Annotated in this window: 12 protein-coding genes and 5 tRNA genes; 6 read left to right on the top strand and 11 right to left on the bottom strand. The window is 44.2% G+C overall.

The annotated features are described in order from the left end of the window. Positions 1–6 precede the first annotated feature (6 nt). The 9 genes from lon to ACGHAV_RS10820 form a co-directional block, all read right to left on the bottom strand. On the bottom strand, positions 7–2,358 hold the full coding sequence (gene lon / locus ACGHAV_RS10780) for an endopeptidase La (protein WP_390380226.1): 2,352 nt from the start codon (positions 2,356–2,358) through the stop codon (positions 7–9). 490 nt (positions 2,359–2,848) lie between these two features. Further along, complete coding sequence (gene clpX, locus ACGHAV_RS10785) at positions 2,849–4,123, bottom strand: ATP-dependent protease ATP-binding subunit ClpX (protein WP_159627016.1); 1,275 nt, start codon at positions 4,121–4,123, stop codon at positions 2,849–2,851. Positions 4,124–4,197: 74 nt separating this feature from the next. Next, the gene (clpP, locus tag ACGHAV_RS10790) at positions 4,198–4,827 is read right to left on the bottom strand and encodes an ATP-dependent Clp endopeptidase proteolytic subunit ClpP (protein WP_334013355.1); all 630 of its coding nucleotides are present in this window, start codon (positions 4,825–4,827) and stop codon (positions 4,198–4,200) included. Positions 4,828–4,925: 98 nt separating this feature from the next. Next, positions 4,926–6,230, bottom strand: coding sequence for a trigger factor (gene tig / locus ACGHAV_RS10795; RefSeq protein ID WP_390380229.1), 1,305 nt, complete (start codon positions 6,228–6,230; stop codon positions 4,926–4,928). 337 nt (positions 6,231–6,567) lie between these two features. Next, positions 6,568–6,644 (bottom strand) — tRNA-Pro (locus tag ACGHAV_RS10800). A 45-nt stretch (positions 6,645–6,689) separates the two neighbouring features. Further along, positions 6,690–6,774 (bottom strand) — tRNA-Leu (locus ACGHAV_RS10805). Positions 6,775–6,780: 6 nt separating this feature from the next. Then, positions 6,781–6,856: transfer RNA gene (locus tag ACGHAV_RS10810), tRNA-His, on the bottom strand. A 90-nt stretch (positions 6,857–6,946) separates the two neighbouring features. Continuing rightward, positions 6,947–7,023, bottom strand: a tRNA-Arg gene (locus ACGHAV_RS10815). Positions 7,024–7,047: 24 nt separating this feature from the next. After that, positions 7,048–7,124: transfer RNA gene (locus tag ACGHAV_RS10820), tRNA-Pro, on the bottom strand. A 466-nt stretch (positions 7,125–7,590) separates the two neighbouring features. Between ACGHAV_RS10820 and folD the strand changes: the two genes are divergently transcribed. The 6 genes from folD to ACGHAV_RS10850 all read left to right on the top strand — a co-directional run bounded on the left by folD (position 7,591) and on the right by ACGHAV_RS10850 (position 13,642). Then, positions 7,591–8,445, top strand: a complete 855-nt coding sequence (folD, locus tag ACGHAV_RS10825; RefSeq protein WP_334013357.1) for a bifunctional methylenetetrahydrofolate dehydrogenase/methenyltetrahydrofolate cyclohydrolase FolD — start codon at positions 7,591–7,593, stop codon at positions 8,443–8,445. Positions 8,446–8,463: 18 nt separating this feature from the next. Next, a complete protein-coding gene (locus ACGHAV_RS10830) occupies positions 8,464–9,030 on the top strand; it encodes a DUF1415 domain-containing protein (protein ID WP_390380232.1) in 567 nt (188 codons plus the stop codon). A 177-nt stretch (positions 9,031–9,207) separates the two neighbouring features. After that, positions 9,208–9,918: a tRNA (N6-threonylcarbamoyladenosine(37)-N6)-methyltransferase TrmO gene (tsaA, locus tag ACGHAV_RS10835; RefSeq protein ID WP_390380235.1), complete on the top strand. Its 711-nt coding sequence runs from the start codon at positions 9,208–9,210 to the stop codon at positions 9,916–9,918. 84 nt (positions 9,919–10,002) lie between these two features. Further along, entirely contained in the window at positions 10,003–11,721 is a 1,719-nt protein-coding gene (locus ACGHAV_RS10840; RefSeq protein WP_390380238.1) for a proline--tRNA ligase, read from the top strand. Positions 11,722–11,759: 38 nt separating this feature from the next. After that, a complete protein-coding gene (locus ACGHAV_RS10845) occupies positions 11,760–12,602 on the top strand; it encodes an MBL fold metallo-hydrolase (protein ID WP_390380241.1) in 843 nt (280 codons plus the stop codon). A gap of 35 nt (positions 12,603–12,637) precedes the next feature. Continuing rightward, positions 12,638–13,642 carry a phospholipase A gene (locus ACGHAV_RS10850; RefSeq protein WP_390380244.1) on the top strand — a complete coding sequence of 335 codons (1,005 nt, stop codon included), beginning with the start codon at positions 12,638–12,640 and terminating at the stop codon, positions 13,640–13,642. A 56-nt stretch (positions 13,643–13,698) separates the two neighbouring features. Here ACGHAV_RS10850 and ACGHAV_RS10855 read toward each other — a convergent pair whose 3' ends face one another. Further along, positions 13,699–14,598 (bottom strand): histone deacetylase, encoded by a 900-nt coding sequence (locus ACGHAV_RS10855; protein WP_390380246.1) that lies wholly within the window; start codon positions 14,596–14,598, stop codon positions 13,699–13,701. A gap of 73 nt (positions 14,599–14,671) precedes the next feature. Next, on the bottom strand, positions 14,672–16,294 hold the full coding sequence (locus ACGHAV_RS10860) for a methyl-accepting chemotaxis protein (protein WP_390380249.1): 1,623 nt from the start codon (positions 16,292–16,294) through the stop codon (positions 14,672–14,674). Between the last annotated feature and the right edge of the window lie 28 nt (positions 16,295–16,322).

The raw sequence follows: 16,322 nt of genomic DNA on the forward strand, positions 1-16,322 counted from the left end.
GATGTACTAATTTTTCACCACTTGAAAAGACTCAACTGGCTCTTGAAGGGCAATATCGAGCACTTCATCAATCCACTTGACCGGGTGAATAGAAAGATCTTTTTTCACATTGTCTGGAATTTCTTCTAAATCACGCTCGTTATCTTTTGGAATAACTACGGTTTTTATACCACCACGGTGTGCCGCCAATAATTTTTCTTTCAACCCGCCAATTGCAAGCACTTCGCCGCGCAATGTGATTTCACCTGTCATGGCCACATCACATTTAACAGGGTTGCCTGTTAATGACGAAACAAGTGCAGTACACATCGCAATACCGGCACTTGGGCCATCTTTTGGTGTAGCCCCTTCAGGAACGTGCACATGAATATCACGTTTTTCGTAGAAATCGTCGTTAATACGTAGCTTTTCAGCACGACTTCTTACTACGGTCATAGCAGCTTTGATTGACTCTTGCATTACATCACCTAGCGACCCCGTTGAGGTCATCTTGCCTTTACCAGGCACAGAGGTGGTTTCGATAGTCAGTAAATCACCGCCTACTTGTGTCCAAGCTAAACCAGTCACTTGGCCAATCTGGTTATCTTTATCAGCTTTGCCATAGTCGAAACGCTGCACACCCAAATAGTCTTTCAGGTTGTCTTGAGTCACCTCAACTTTGCCTTTGCTCTTCTTAAGCAGAATATCTTTTACCGCTTTGCGGCATACTTTAGATACTTCACGCTCAAGACCACGAACACCTGCTTCACGAGTGTAATAGCGAATCATGCCAATTACCGCAGAATCAGTAATTTCGAGCTCTTTCGCCTTAAGACCATTGCGCTCCATTTGCTTACCAATCAGATGGTTCTTAGCAATGTTCAGCTTTTCATCTTCCGTATAACCCGATAAGCGGATAACTTCCATACGGTCTAATAGCGGTCCAGGTATGTTCATGCTGTTTGAAGTAGCAACAAACATTACGTCAGACAGGTCATAATCAACTTCAAGGTAATGATCGCTAAAGCTGTTGTTTTGCTCAGGATCAAGCACCTCTAGTAAGGCTGACGCTGGGTCGCCACGCATGTCAGACGACATTTTGTCTATTTCGTCAAGCAAAAATAGTGGGTTTTTAACGCCCACTTTTGCCATCTTCTGAACTAGCTTACCTGGCAAAGAGCCAATATAGGTTCTGCGGTGCCCACGAATTTCTGCTTCGTCACGAACGCCGCCTAAGGCCATACGCACATACTTTCGGCCTGTAGCCTTGGCCACAGACTGACCCAATGACGTTTTACCTACACCAGGAGGTCCTACCAAGCACAAAATTGGACCTTTAAGCTTTTTCACTCGCTGCTGAACGGCGAGATATTCCAAAATACGTTCTTTCACTTTTTCAAGACCGTAGTGGTCTTCGTTAAGCACGCTTTCTGCTCTTGATAGGTCTTTTTTCACAGGTGAACGTTTGTTCCATGGAACGTTAGTCAACCATTCAATATAGCTGCGAAGCACCGTTGCTTCTGCTGACATAGGCGACATCATTTTTAGCTTTTGCAGCTCAGATTTTGCCTTATCTTCAGCCTCTTTAGGCATTTTTGCTTCAGCAATTTTCTTTGACAACGCTTCGAACTCGTCTGGTGCATCGTCAAGTTCACCAAGCTCTTTCTGAATGGCTTTCATTTGCTCATTCAAATAATACTCGCGCTGACTTTTCTCCATTTGCTTTTTAACGCGGGTGCGAATTTTCTTTTCGACCTGCAGCAAATCAATCTCGCCTTCCATCAGCGCCATCAAGTACTCTAAGCGCTCGTTGATGCCCTGCATCTCAAGTACTTTCTGCTTTTCGGTAAGCTTCAATGGCATGTGTGCAGCCATTGTGTCGGCCAATCGCGCCGCATCTTCAATACCGTTAAGCGAGGTTAGTACCTCAGGTGGAATCTTCTTGTTAAGTTTTACGTAACCTTCGAATTGAGACACTGCAGAACGAATAAGCACTTCTTGCTCACTCTCTTCGATAGTCTCATCTTCAAGCTTATCGACATTGGCTACAAAATACGGCTCTGACTGTTGATAGCTATCAATTTGACCTCTAACACTGCCTTCAACGAGTACCTTAACCGTACCATCTGGCAGTTTTAATAGCTGAAGAATAGTAGCAATGGTACCTACAGAATAAATGTCGTCTGTATCGGGCTCGTCTACGCCCGCGTCCTTTTGTGCTACTAAGAAAATTTGCTTATCGTTTTCCATTGCCGCTTCAAGGCAACGAATAGATTTTTCACGCCCAACGAAAAGGGGAATGACCATATGCGGATAAACGACTACGTCCCGCAAGGCAAGTACAGGAATTTCAATGCGATTCTCACGCTCAACTGTCATACTTGTTCTCAATTAGTTCCAAATGTCATTTTTATATGGGGATGTAAGCGCAAAGTTCAATCGCAACTTATTAAAGTGCGTTAATTCCTCGCCTTTTCTTCCCTGCTCTTTTATAACCATCATAGATTTTAAAGCGTATGGCAATACCTAAGTAGCAAATCCGATAGAAAGGATAGTATTAACGCAGCAAAGTGCACAAATAAACATCAGGGGTTGATTGTTTGGGCCCATGGGAGAAAAGATAAAAAGGCAGAGGCTGGCGAAACACTACATAAACAAATATCCGATGTTAAATCAAACCAGAAACAACAACTGTCGTTTTTAAACCGCGTTAGCGAGCATGGTTTAGACAAGGCGGGAAGTTTTGGGGAACCGGAGTTTATGTATAGTAAATGAGGATTTCACAAAATTTACCAACGCAGTATAAACCAGCGCAGTAGCGGTTTAAAAACAAAAAAGGCCCCGAAGGGCCTTTTTTACAACCTATCAATTACTCAGAGGCTGCTTTCTTTTCATTGCTGTCATATATCAAAATCGGCTTCGACTCTCCGCGAATAACCGTTTCATCTATAACCACCTTGCTGACGTCTTCCATAGATGGAAGGTCATACATGGTATCTAGCAACACTGCCTCTACAATTGAACGCAAACCACGTGCACCGGTTTTGCGCTCCATCGCTTTTTTAGCAATCGCGTTTAAGGCGTCGTCACGGAATTCAAGTTCAACGTCTTCCATCGAGAACAATGCACCATACTGCTTGGTAATGGCATTCTTAGGTTCACGTAGAATCTGAATAAGCGCTTCTTCGTTCAGTTCTTCAAGGCTTGTCACTACCGGAAGACGACCGATAAACTCTGGTATCAGACCATATTTAACTAAGTCTTCAGGCTCAACTTGCTTGAACAACTCACTAATTTGCTTACTGTTGTCTTTCGACTTAACCGTAGCACCAAATCCGATGCCAGTATCTTTTTGGGCACGCTGTTCAATGACTTTGTCTAGTCCTGCGAATGCACCACCACAAATAAACAAAATCTTCGACGTATCTACTTGAAGAAACTCTTGTTGTGGGTGTTTACGACCACCTTGTGGTGGAACCGATGCAACAGTACCTTCAATAAGTTTAAGTAGCGCCTGTTGAACGCCCTCACCTGACACATCTCGTGTAATTGACGGGTTGTCAGACTTTCGAGAAATCTTGTCAATTTCATCGATGTACACAATACCGCGCTGCGCTTTTTCAACATCATAGTCACACTTCTGAAGAAGTTTCTGAATAATGTTTTCAACGTCTTCGCCCACATAACCTGCTTCGGTCAACGTTGTTGCGTCTGCCATGGTAAACGGTACATCAAGTAAACGAGCCAGCGTTTCGGCAAGTAACGTCTTACCGCTACCTGTAGGGCCGATTAGCAAAATATTACTCTTGCCTAACTCAACACCATCGTGAACGTCGCCGTTACGAAGACGCTTGTAGTGGTTATAAACCGCTACAGAAAGTACTTTCTTAGCGTGTTCTTGACCAATAACGTAGTCGTCTAGGTGCGCGTGAATTTCGCTTGGCTTAGGTAAAGCGTCCTGCTTTTGCTTAGGCGCAATTTCCTTGATTTCTTCGCGAATGATATCGTTACATAACTCAACACACTCGTCGCAAATGAAAACCGACGGGCCTGCTATTAACTTTCTTACTTCGTGTTGGCTTTTGCCACAAAACGAACAGTACAGTAGCTTGTTATCACCGTCACCGCTTTGCTTATCACTCATTACTTTTGCCTCTGCCTTACCCGAGCCGAAAACCAATACGTGCAGCGCACAGGCTCGGGTTTTCTATAACTATACTACTTAGTTCCGGCTACGTCAGATCGATTTGCTAAAACTTGGTCAACTAAACCGTATTCCATTGCTTCTGTCGCGCTTAGGAAATTGTCACGGTCAGTATCACGAGCAACCTTTTCATAGTCTTGACCTGTGTGATCTGCCATAAGACGATTTAGCTTCTCTTTAATAGACAGAATTTCTTTCGCGTGTATTTCAAAATCTGACGCTTGACCTTGGAACCCACCTAATGGCTGGTGAATCATCACGCGTGAGTTTGGTAGGCAATAGCGCTTGCCTTTTGCACCGGCTGAAAGAAGGAATGCACCCATGCTTGCTGCTTGGCCCATGCACACTGTGCTTACGTCCGGCTTAATAAATTTCATCGTGTCGTAAATCGCCATGCCTGCAGTAACAGAGCCACCTGGCGAATTGATATATAGAAATATATCTTTCTCAGGGTTTTCTGCTTCAAGAAACAGCATTTGAGCAACGATGAGGTTGGCCATGTGGTCTTCAACCTGACCTACTAAGAAAATTACGTTTTCTTTAAGAAGACGAGAATAAATGTCGTAAGAGCGCTCACCTTTTGAGGTTTGCTCTACAACCATTGGAACAAGTGCATTCATAGGGTCAAACGGGGTATTAGTCATAGCTACCTTGATTATCTAGCGTTAAAAACAAAAATGCTCGGAAGGCTCCGAGCATTTAAGCAGTTGCTGACAAGTATTGTCAATCAGACAGTAAAAAATTACGCCTGTTTGTTCATAACCTCATCAAAAGCTTTTGTTACGTCAGTAACTTTAGCTTGCTCAAGAACCCACTCAATAGCTTGTTCTTCTAGCGCAACGTTTTGCATCTGCTGCATAAGCTCTTGGTTGTTGTTGTAGTAATCTACAACTTCCTGTGGATCTTCGTACGCAGACGCTGCAGTTTCGATCATCTCGTTAACTTTCGCTTCGTCAGCTTTTAGTTCGTTGTTTTTGATCACTTCGCCAAGGATTAGACCAATTGAAACACGACGCTTAGCGTTATCAGTAAATAGCTCAGCTGGAAGCTCAGGAAGGTTTTGACCACCGCCCTGCTGGCTGAAACGTTGCTTAGCTTGTTCGCGAAGCGCGTTTACTTCTTGATCGATAAGCGCTTGAGGGATGTCGAACTCGTTTGCAGCTACTAGCTTAGCAATAACGTCTTCTTTAACTTGCGCTTTAAGCGTTTGGTCCAGCTCACGCTGCATGTTCTTGCGAACTTCTGCTTTAAGCGCGTCTACACCGCCTTCTTCAACACCAAATAATTTTGCGAACTCTTCGTCCACTTTTGGTAGAGACTGGCCTTCAACTTTCTTAACAGTTGCTTGGAAAACCGCGTCTTTACCTTTAAGGTTTTCTGCATGGTAATCTTCAGGGAAAGTTACTTCAATCGTAACTTCTTCACCCGCTTTCGCCCCCACAAGTGGCTTCTCGAAGCCTGGGATCATGCGACCTTTACCAAGCTCTAGTGCGAAGTCTTCAGCTTTACCGCCTTCAAACTCTTCACCGTCGATAGAACCAACGAAATCGATGATTACTTTGTCATCTTTCTTCGCTTTACGCTTAACTTCTTTCCAAGTAGCGTGTTGCTTCTGAAGCGTTTCCATCATGTTATCAAGATCTTCGTCAGTAATTTCTACTACTGGCTTTTCGATCTCGATATCGCTAACACCTTTCACTTCTACTTCTGGGTAAACTTCGAAAGATGCTGTGAATTCTAGGTCCTGACCGTCTTCGTCTTTAGTCAGTTCAAACTTTGGCATACCAGCAGGTTGAATTTTCTCTTGAATAACTGCTTGGTAGAAGTTTTGCTGCATTACGTCACCAGCAACTTCTTGGCGAACTGCCTGGCCGAAACGCTTCTTGATTACGCTTACAGGAACTTTACCTGGGCGGAAGCCGTTAATGCGCTGTGTTTTTGCCAACTGCTGTAGGCGTGACTTAACTGCTGAATCAACCGTGTCTGATGGAACGGTGATAGTAAGACGGCGTTCTAAACCCTGGGTCGTCTCGACTGAAACTTGCATTATGTTACCTCAACTATACGCCTTTGCAGGCGTTTTGTTCTCAATCCCCTCTCCCGTCATGCAATGTTGCATATCACTTGCGGGGAAGAGGTCGTTATCTGACGTTAATATCATCATGGTTAGGACACAAAATGCGTCAAAAAACTAACCTGAAGCAAACGTACTGGTTAAAAAAAGACGCGGTAGTATACAGCCGCACACCACAAGAGTCGAGAGGGAAACACAAGTTTGTAACATCCATTTGAGCATTAACAGCACAAACGTATAAAAAAGCATCGCAACAGATTAGAAAATAGTGTTGATGTAGGTTTAGAGAATGTATCACGCAGAAGATAAGTGGTCGGTGAGACAGGATTTGAACCTGCGACCCCTTGTACCCAAAACAAGTGCGCTACCAAGCTGCGCCACTCACCGACAAAGATATCTTTTTAGAAAAGCTTTTGATAAAGCTTGAAAATATGGTGCGGAAGGAGAGACTTGAACTCTCACGCCGTGAAGCACTGGAACCTAAATCCAGCGTGTCTACCAATTCCACCACTTCCGCAAAAAGTGGGGTGGACGATGGGACTTGAACCCACGACAACCGGAATCACAATCCGGGGCTCTACCAACTGAGCTACGCCCACCATAGAGGTGCTTGCATAGTCTACATGTGAATTGTAAAACATGTAAACTTGAAAATTCGGCCATCCTAGTCAGGACCTACCTGACCCGCATGGCGCGCCCGGCAGGATTCGAACCTGCGACCCACGGCTTAGAAGGCCGTTGCTCTATCCAGCTGAGCTACGGGCGCTCGGCGAATCTTCGCTGCAAAAAGTGGTCGGTGAGACAGGATTTGAACCTGCGACCCCTTGTACCCAAAACAAGTGCGCTACCAAGCTGCGCCACTCACCGACTGATGTAACTGCTTTCTGAGACGTTTTGTCTCTGTGCCGTTACGGGGTGCGAATATTACTGACATGACCCCACCTCGTCAAACACTTTTTTAAATAAATTTATCAACCGCTCACAAAGCGTGCATTATCGAGTTTTTTTGTACAATTCGCGCGTATTTCAACCAAAAAACTCCTTATTACTCCGTTATATCTCACCCTAAACACACACGGTATTAGTAACATGAGTTACATGGTGAAGATGTTGTAGATTGAACTGCTACTATTTTTTATTTTTTTTTATCAGCCAATACGCTTTTCACTTTCTATTTCACCAAAGATTTCAATTCACAGTGCGCGTTTTTGTGCAGGTTTGATTTACTTATGTTGTTTATCACTATTCAAAAGACTAGTTCCGCAACCTTGTTTTGTGAAACAATATAGGGCACTTGTTGTTCACCTTTATATAACTAAGACTGCACACGCTTATGACTGCTCATTTAATCGATGGCAAATTAATTGCCAAACAAGTTCGCCAACACGTTACTTCTTATGTAGACACTCTCATTCAAGCCAAGAAACGCCAGCCGGGTTTAGCGGTTGTATTAGTAGGAAGTGACGCCGCGTCGCAGGTTTATGTTTCTAATAAACGAAAAGCGTGTGAAGAGGTAGGTTTTGTATCACGCTCTTTTGACCTACCTGCAGATACCTCAGAAGACACTTTATTGTCATTAGTTGATGAGCTAAATAACGACAAAGAGATAGACGGCATTTTAGTTCAGTTACCTCTTCCGGCAGGTCTTAACGCTGAAAAAGTGCTTGAACGTATTCATCCTCATAAAGACGTAGACGGTTTTCACCCTTATAACATTGGACGTTTAGCGCAACGTATTCCGGCGCTTCGCCCGTGTACGCCCAAGGGCATTATGACGATGATTGAATCTACCAAACGTCCGGTTAAAGGGCTAGATGCAGTGATTGTTGGCGCGTCGAATATTGTTGGTCGTCCAATGAGCCTTGAACTTTTACTAGCAGGATGCACCGTTACTACGTGTCACAAGTTTACTCAAGACTTAAAGAGTCATGTTCAGCGAGCTGACTTATTAGTAGTCGCCGTTGGCAAGCCCAATTTCATTCCCGGTGACTGGGTTAAGCCTGGTGCAATTGTGATAGATGTAGGTATTAATCGCTTAAATGACGGCTCGCTTGTTGGTGACGTAGATTTTGAAAAAGCGCAGGAGCGTGCAGGTTGGATTACACCCGTACCAGGCGGCGTAGGGCCCATGACAGTAGCAAGCCTTATTGAGAACACATTAGAAGCTTACGTTAAGTTTCACTCGTAACATATCAAAGTGACTAGCGTGCAAACCACTCATCTTATTGAGGCCACTATGCAATGGGTGGACGATATTGTGATAACACACAATTTCTGCCCATTCGCTCGTCATGTTCGTACGCCTAACAAAATTAGGTGTACTGTTGAATATGGCGAAGCTGGCGACATAGTTGAAACGCTTTTTAATGAAGCGAAGCTGCTTAGCGATTCTGAAGAAGTAGCCACAACGCTGCTTATTCTGGGCTCACCAGCCCTAGTTAATTTCGAAGAGTACCTAGACGTACTTGCCATTGCCGAACGCATGCTTCAAGAATGGGGCTATGCGGGTATTTACCAGCTTGCCAGCTTTCATCCGCACTATGTATTCGATGGCAATTCAGATGCCGACGCCGATAATTATACCAACAGGTCGCCCTACCCCATCTTTCATTTAATACGAGAAGACGACATTTCTCGATATATGAAAAACGAAGATGATGCCGAAAAAATATTTCAGCAAAATATAGAGCGTGCTGAGGCCCTTGGTTGTCCCTATTTTGAAGCGAAGTTGTTGGAGATGAAAAAAGAAAAGCCCAAAAGCGAAATAAACTAACGTCTGGGCTCTGAGAGGTGAAGATCCAGGGGGACCAACTATTCATTTATGTTTAGTATAATAGGCGCCGTTTATGTGATTTTTATGACATTTGAGTGCAAACTTTAAACTTTTACATTGTGCGTCCACAAAATAATGCCCCGAATTGATACGCATACAACGAAAACGATAAACAATATGTCATCAAGTTATCCATTATTGCCTATTGCCAGCATTGCAACACCTTTTAAGCAAAAATTTGCCATTCCAAGACAACCTGGACTTGCCAATGCTCAGGGTATCATTACCTTCAACGAAGGGTTTGATGATGAAAACATGTTGAAAGGCATTGAAGGGTACAGCCACCTTTGGGTGTTATTCATTTTCCACCAGAATATTGATAAAGGCTGGAAAAGCACCGTAAAAGCGCCTCGGCTGGGTGGGAACGCAACAATGGGCGTTTTGGCAACCAGAAGTACTCACCGCCCTAACGGCATTGGCATGTCGGTGGTAAAGAATAAAGGGCTTAAAAAGCATAATGGAAAAACTTGTCTCATCGTTGAAGGGGTTGATATTGTTGATGGCACGCCTCTTGTCGATATTAAACCTTACATTGCTTACGCCGATAGCATTTCACATGCAACTGACAAGCTTAACGACTACAACCCCATTCCCAACCGCGAAGTAGTCTTTCACGACACTATTTCAGTGAAAGTCACTAACGTTGAACAACACCATCCTGGATTTACGGCTCTTGTTACTCATGTTTTATCACAAGACCCGCGCCCAGCGTATAAACAGCACCTTAATGACGATATTAAAACCTACAAAGTATCGCTTTACGATGTTGACGTGGGCTTTCAAGTAAAGAGCGGCAATGTAGTCGTTACAGAGATAAATCCACTATAAAGTTACACGTTTGTAGCGAAATCGTTCGCAGTTAATTAGAATACGCCACATCAAAGAAAAATTTTTACAGGAAACCTGCTTTACATGCGCACTAGTCAATATTTGCTTGCCACGCAGAAAGAAACACCTGCAGATGCAGAAGTTATTAGCCACCAGCTTATGCTGCGTGCTGGTATGATTCGAAAGCTAGCCTCAGGCCTATACACATGGTTACCGTCTGGCCTTCGAGTGCTAAACAAAGTTGCCAATATTGTTCGTGAGGAAATGAACAAAGCAGGCGCAATCGAAGTGCTTATGCCTGTGGTTCAGCCTGCTGATTTGTGGGAGGAGTCTGGCCGCTGGGAAGAGTATGGCCCAGAACTACTGCGCATAAAAGATCGCCACCAGCGCGACTTTGTATTGGGTCCAACGCATGAAGAAGTTATTACGGCATTAGTGCGCAACGAAATAAGCAGCTACAAGCAGCTTCCGTTGAACTTATATCAAGTTCAAACCAAGTTTCGTGATGAAGTACGTCCTCGCTTCGGTATTATGCGCGGTCGTGAGTTCACTATGAAAGATGCGTACAGCTTTCACCTTGAAGACAGCTGTTTGGAAGAGACATATCAGAAAATGTATGACGCATACTGCAACATTTTCTCTCGTATGGGCTTAGACTTTAGAGCCGTTATTGCTGACTCAGGCTCTATTGGTGGTAACCATTCACATGAGTTCCACGTATTGGCCGACTCTGGTGAGGATGCCATTGCCTTCTCTACAGGCAGTGATTATGCCGCTAACGTTGAAATGGCTGCCGCTGTTGCGCCACAAAAAGCACAGGCGTCAGGTGCAGCTGTAGAAACGAAGGATGCAAAAGGTAAAGACTTCGAGAAGATCCTTAAGAGCATTGACGCAGATGTAACCAATGCTGTGAAAGTTGTTGTGGTTAAAGCCGCAAATGCGGCTGATGATAAAGGCGAGGAAGTTCAAGCAGACAATTGGGTTGCACTAGTGCTTCGCGCTGACCACGAACTAAACGACGTTAAAGCCGAAAAAATTGAAGGCGTTGCGGCGCCGTTAGTTGAAGCGTCGTTCGATAAAGCCAAAGAAGTGCTTGGCGTAGTGCCATATTTTGCAGATGCTTCAAACCTTTCAATCCCTACGTTTGTGGACGCTAGCGCTGCTGCACTGGCCGACTTCACAACTGGTTCAGGCGTGGGTGGTAAACTAAACACCAACGTCAACTGGGCAGACGATGTTACAGCGGTAGATATCAGAAACGTAGTAGCTGGTGATGCATCTCCAGACGGTAACGGTACGCTAGATATTAAACGCGGCATTGAAGTTGGCCATATATTCCAGCTTGGCAGCAAATACTCTGAAGCAATGAACTGCGGTGTACTAAGCGAAACAGGTAAACACCAAACACTTACCATGGGCTGCTATGGTATCGGTGTGTCGCGCATTGTTGCTGCTGCAATTGAACAGAATCACGATAAGTTCGGCATAAAGTGGCCAGATCCTATTGCGCCGTTTAAAATTGCTGTAATACCTATGAATATGCACAAGTCACATCGCATTAAAGAAGTGGCTGAGAAGCTTTACCAAGATCTTCTAGACTTAGGTGTTGAAGTACTGTTTGACGACCGTAAAGAGCGCCCTGGTGTGATGTTCAATGACATGGAGCTAATCGGTATTCCTCACAGTATTGTCATTGGTGAAAGAAACTTGGATAATCAACAAGTTGAATATAAGAACAGACGTACTGGCGAGAAGCAGTTATTAGACATTAGTGCCGCGAAAGACTTCGTAGCCGCACTCTAACATCTGAACTTGCCCTGCAAAGGTAAGGAAAAGGGCGTATGCGGTTAACATTTTATGGCGTTAGAGGGTCTATCCCCACTCCGGGAGAAGATTTTATACGTTATGGTGGTAACACCGCATGCGTTCATATTGAGCTAGAGGATGGTACTGATATCATCCTCGACTCAGGTACAGGTATTCGCAAACTCGGCGAACAACTTGCAAGAAAGCAAACCCCCATCTACCTGCTGTTAAGCCATAACCACTGGGACCACATTCAAGGCTTTCCCTTCTTTGTGCCTATTTACCAAGAAAATCGCGATATTAATATCTACCCTGGTCTAACCACGCTAAAAGAGCCTGATCAAATTCTTAAGCAGATGGAAGGTTCACTATTCCCTGTGCCTCGTGAAGCATTAAAAGCCAACATTCAAATAATTGAGCTGAATGACGAGCAAAACAGATTTGAGATCGGCAGCGCGATAATTCACCGGTTACCAATGAACCACCCGGGGAAAGGCAGCGCTTATTGCATTGAAGCCGATGGCGTGAAAGTAGCCTACATCACTGATAATGAGCTTTACCCCCCTTATAAAAAAGAAACTGATTTTCTGGATTTTGTAAAATTTGCCAGCGATGCTGATGTGCTTATCCACGATGCGCAGTACATGTTATCAGATATGCCGGCAAAAACCGGTTGGGGTCATAGCGTTGCTGAAGAAGCGGTGAAATTAGCAATGGCCTGTAATGCTAAAAAATTAGCGTTATATAGTCATGATCCAGAACGTACCGACGACGATATAGATGATGTAGTTACCCACTGTAATAGTTATGTCACCATTGCAGAGTCTACTTTACAAGTATTTGCATCTCGCGAAGGCCAAACACTGGACTTCATTTAAGCACGAAAACAATCCTTATCATGGAGATAAAAAAGGTGTCAGTGTTAAAGCCTTTATTCGTTATTACTACACTCGTATTCTGCTGTATTGCACATGCACAAACGCGCCCAGCTGATTACGACGAGAAAAACCTTTCGGCGCCCAAGCAAGAAAACACTGCAGAAGAGCAAGATACCGCTAGTGAAAAGTCGGGTATCGAAATTATCGATATCATAAAGCGAGATACCACAACAGAAAGCGCCCTGGATGCCAGGCTAGAGGGCGATAAAGAAGCCCTGGATAATGTTTTTGCAATTACACAGCACCGGCAAAATTACCTTCTGCCCTACACTTACGTATCGTCGCCCAACGCGTTAGGCAACGAAGACCTTACCGATGATAACGTAGACAACAATGAAGCAAAGTTTCAAGTTAGCGCTAAGCTACCGCTTTATTTAGAGGAGACGGGCTTTGATGGGCTGTACTTCGGTTTTACGCTGACTTCGTTTTGGCAGTTGTACAATAGTGAAGTATCAAAACCGTTTAGAGAAACAAACTACGAGCCCGAAGTTTTCTGGCAAGAAACCGCAGACTATTCTGTACTTGGCTATAAATTCAATACTTTTCAAGTTGGCTTTAACCATATGTCGAACGGACAAAGCGGTATTCGCTCACGCAGCTGGAATAGAATTTTCGCATCCATTGTATTTAGCGACAACGACGATATTTACTATCTAAAAACCTGGTATCGCATACCAGAAGACGAGAAAGAAGACCCAACCGATCCAACCGGCGATGACAATCCAGACATCCAAGATTTCTATGGAAGAATGGAATTTGGATACGGAAGAAAAATAGGCGCATTTAAAATGATGGCACTGCTGCGTAATAACCTTGATTTTAGCGATAACCGCGGCAGTATCCAGCTTGACCTAACCTACCCTATTTCAGATAGATACGATTTATTAATTCAGTATTTCAACGGCTATGGCGACTCATTAATTGACTATAACCGCTCGCAAGAACGAATTGGTATTGGTTTCCAGCTACAGTTTTTATAAAAGCCGAACTAACAGGTGCAGCAAACTATGCGCACCTGCATAAACGTTCTAGGCGATTAAGCTATCACACCCGCCGCGCGATACAGCTGCAGATGCACATCAACAAGGGCATCGATATCGCGCTGATACCCTCCCCCAATCACTGCTGCAATTGGCACGCCTAGTCGCTCAGCCATGTCAAAGACCAAGCAGTCTCGTTGATAAACCCCCGCTGTGGTAATGTGTAAATGCCCTAAGTCATCATTAATGTGCACATCTACGCCAGCATCATAAATAATGGCGTCAGGTTGGAACTGTCGTAACGCAATCGTTAATGCCTGTTCAAGTACCGTGAGATATTCATCATCCCCCGTACCTTTTGCCAACCCAATATCAATATCTGATTGCTGTTTTCTGTAAGGAAAGTTTTTTTCACCGTGGATAGAAAGCGTAAAGATGTCGCTATCATTTTCAGCAAGTTTTGCCGTGCCATCGCCTTGGTGAACATCTAAATCAACAATGAGCACATTGTCGATGTTCTTGTCTTGCTGCATGGTTTTAGCAGCGATGTACAAGTCGTTAAATAAGCAAAAGCCCGAACCAAAATCGGAGAACGCATGATGATAACCACCGGTGAGATTGAGCGCTTTACCGGCTTCAAGCGCAAGTTGTGCAGTTAGTCGCGTTCCAGCTACCGCTGTTCGGGTTCTCTCGATAAGCTGCTGTGACCATGGAAACCCAATACGTCGCATTGCCTTGGGGTCAAGAGTGCCGGTTGTTAATGCACCAACATAGTCACTTGAGTAATAGCGAACAAGCTCACTATCGCTTATGGGCTCTGGCGTGATAAAGCGAGATGTTTCTATACCTCTCGCAATTAATGCATCGCGAATACCAACATATTTTTCTATTGGGAATCGATGACGCTCGGGTAAATCGAGCTGGCTATAAATAGGATGGAAAACGAGTGGGATCATGAAACACTGTGTACCTCAAGCGCATAAAAAAGGGAGTCACCTGCTCCCCCTTTCTTATACTGTCAAAGCGACGCTAGCGGGTCAAACTATTCACCACTTTTTCAACGTTAAGTGACATACTTTTCATTGAACGTGACATGTCGTCTTTTTGAGAAAGTTCATGATAACGTTCAGATGACGTCACAACATTATTGATGATTGCTTCTACCTGATGAAGCACAGCTTCCTGTTCGTCTGCTGCGTCATTGAGCGCCACTACAACACTCGCTGTTTCTTTAATGTCGCTAACAACATTGTTGAGTGTTTCAAGTGCTGTAGCAGCCTCTTCTGCATTATTGTCTGAAAGCTGTTTACCCGACGCCATAGCATTAACAGCTCCTTTTGCCTCAGCCTCAAAACTACTAAGAATATCGTTAATCTCTTTGGTAGATTGCTGCGTTTTGGCAGCGAGTGCTCGTACTTCATCTGCAACAACGGCAAAACCACGGCCATGCTCACCAGCACGAGCAGCTTCAATGGCTGCATTAAGCGCTAGTAGGTTGGTTTGATCTGCAATTTCGTTAATTACGTTCACCACTTTTAGTATATTGGTACTTCTACTTTGTAGCTCAGCCACAATATTACTCGACTCTGTTACCGTTTTGGCAAGCTGCTTAAAGCCCAAATTGGCTTTCTCAAACGTGGTATAGCAGCTGGCAACATTCATCTCTGAATTATTAGTAGCAACAGCCACTTGGTCAGTAATAGCGACTAAGCTTTGTACTATCTCGCGAAGTTTATCTGTACTGCTGTCTAGCGAACGAGAGGCGTCCCGCTGCTCTACAGCGCCGTCCATAATGGATTTACTTACGTTGCCAAGCGTACCAAAAGCACGCTCCATTTCAGTTTCTGCCTCACGCAGCTGTTCCACCGACTCTTTCAGTTTACTCTGAAGCGCACGTGCTGAATTTGCCAACACGCCCAGCTCGTGTTTACTTGTGTACGTTAACGCGTAGTCGTAATTGCTGTTGGCTAAGTTGGAAATGCATGAAGCTATTTGCTTGGTTGGCTTTATAACCTGAGTTCGAAGGCGAGAGACAACGTAAACAACTGATGCCACTGACAAGGCAATAGCAGCAAGCAAAATAACCCAAAGCATAAAGCGAGTATTCGCTTTCAAATCCGCTATTGCATCTTCGCTTTGCTTGGCAATATCATCTGCAACGCTCGCAAGCAGCTTTGCAGGCTCACGATCTATGCCTCTCACATAGCCATCGCCTACTTTAGGGTCGAAGTTCGACGCAACGAATGCCTCGTAGCCCTCTCGATATTTCGTCGCCATCACAGAATGTGCTTTAAGAAACTGCCTAATTTCTGACTTTGCCTTATCGCTTATGACATCATTGCTTAACATAGCGTTGAATTGGCTTTTTATCTCAGCTTCTCTCTGCTTAAATCGCCCCCAGTACTTATCTAGATCATCTTTTTTGTGGCCACGTATAAGTACGTTTTTCCATTCCTGCACCTGTGTTTTAAACGTGCTTAGCACCATGTTCACATCGCGCTCAGATTGAACTAACGTATTTTCAAGCTCATCAAAAGAATTGAGCACAGAAAACGATTTAAAAATTGATGCGCTGTTAAGCAAAACAAGTAAAAAAAGGCTGGCAAGAACAGGGGTCATGACCAAGCGGCTGATGCTAGTGTAATTGAACACAAAAAAGACCTTAGGCAAAAAATATCCA

It is taken from the genome of Alteromonas sp. MTD1 (assembly GCF_042848195.1).
GTDB lineage: Bacteria > Pseudomonadota > Gammaproteobacteria > Enterobacterales > Alteromonadaceae > Alteromonas.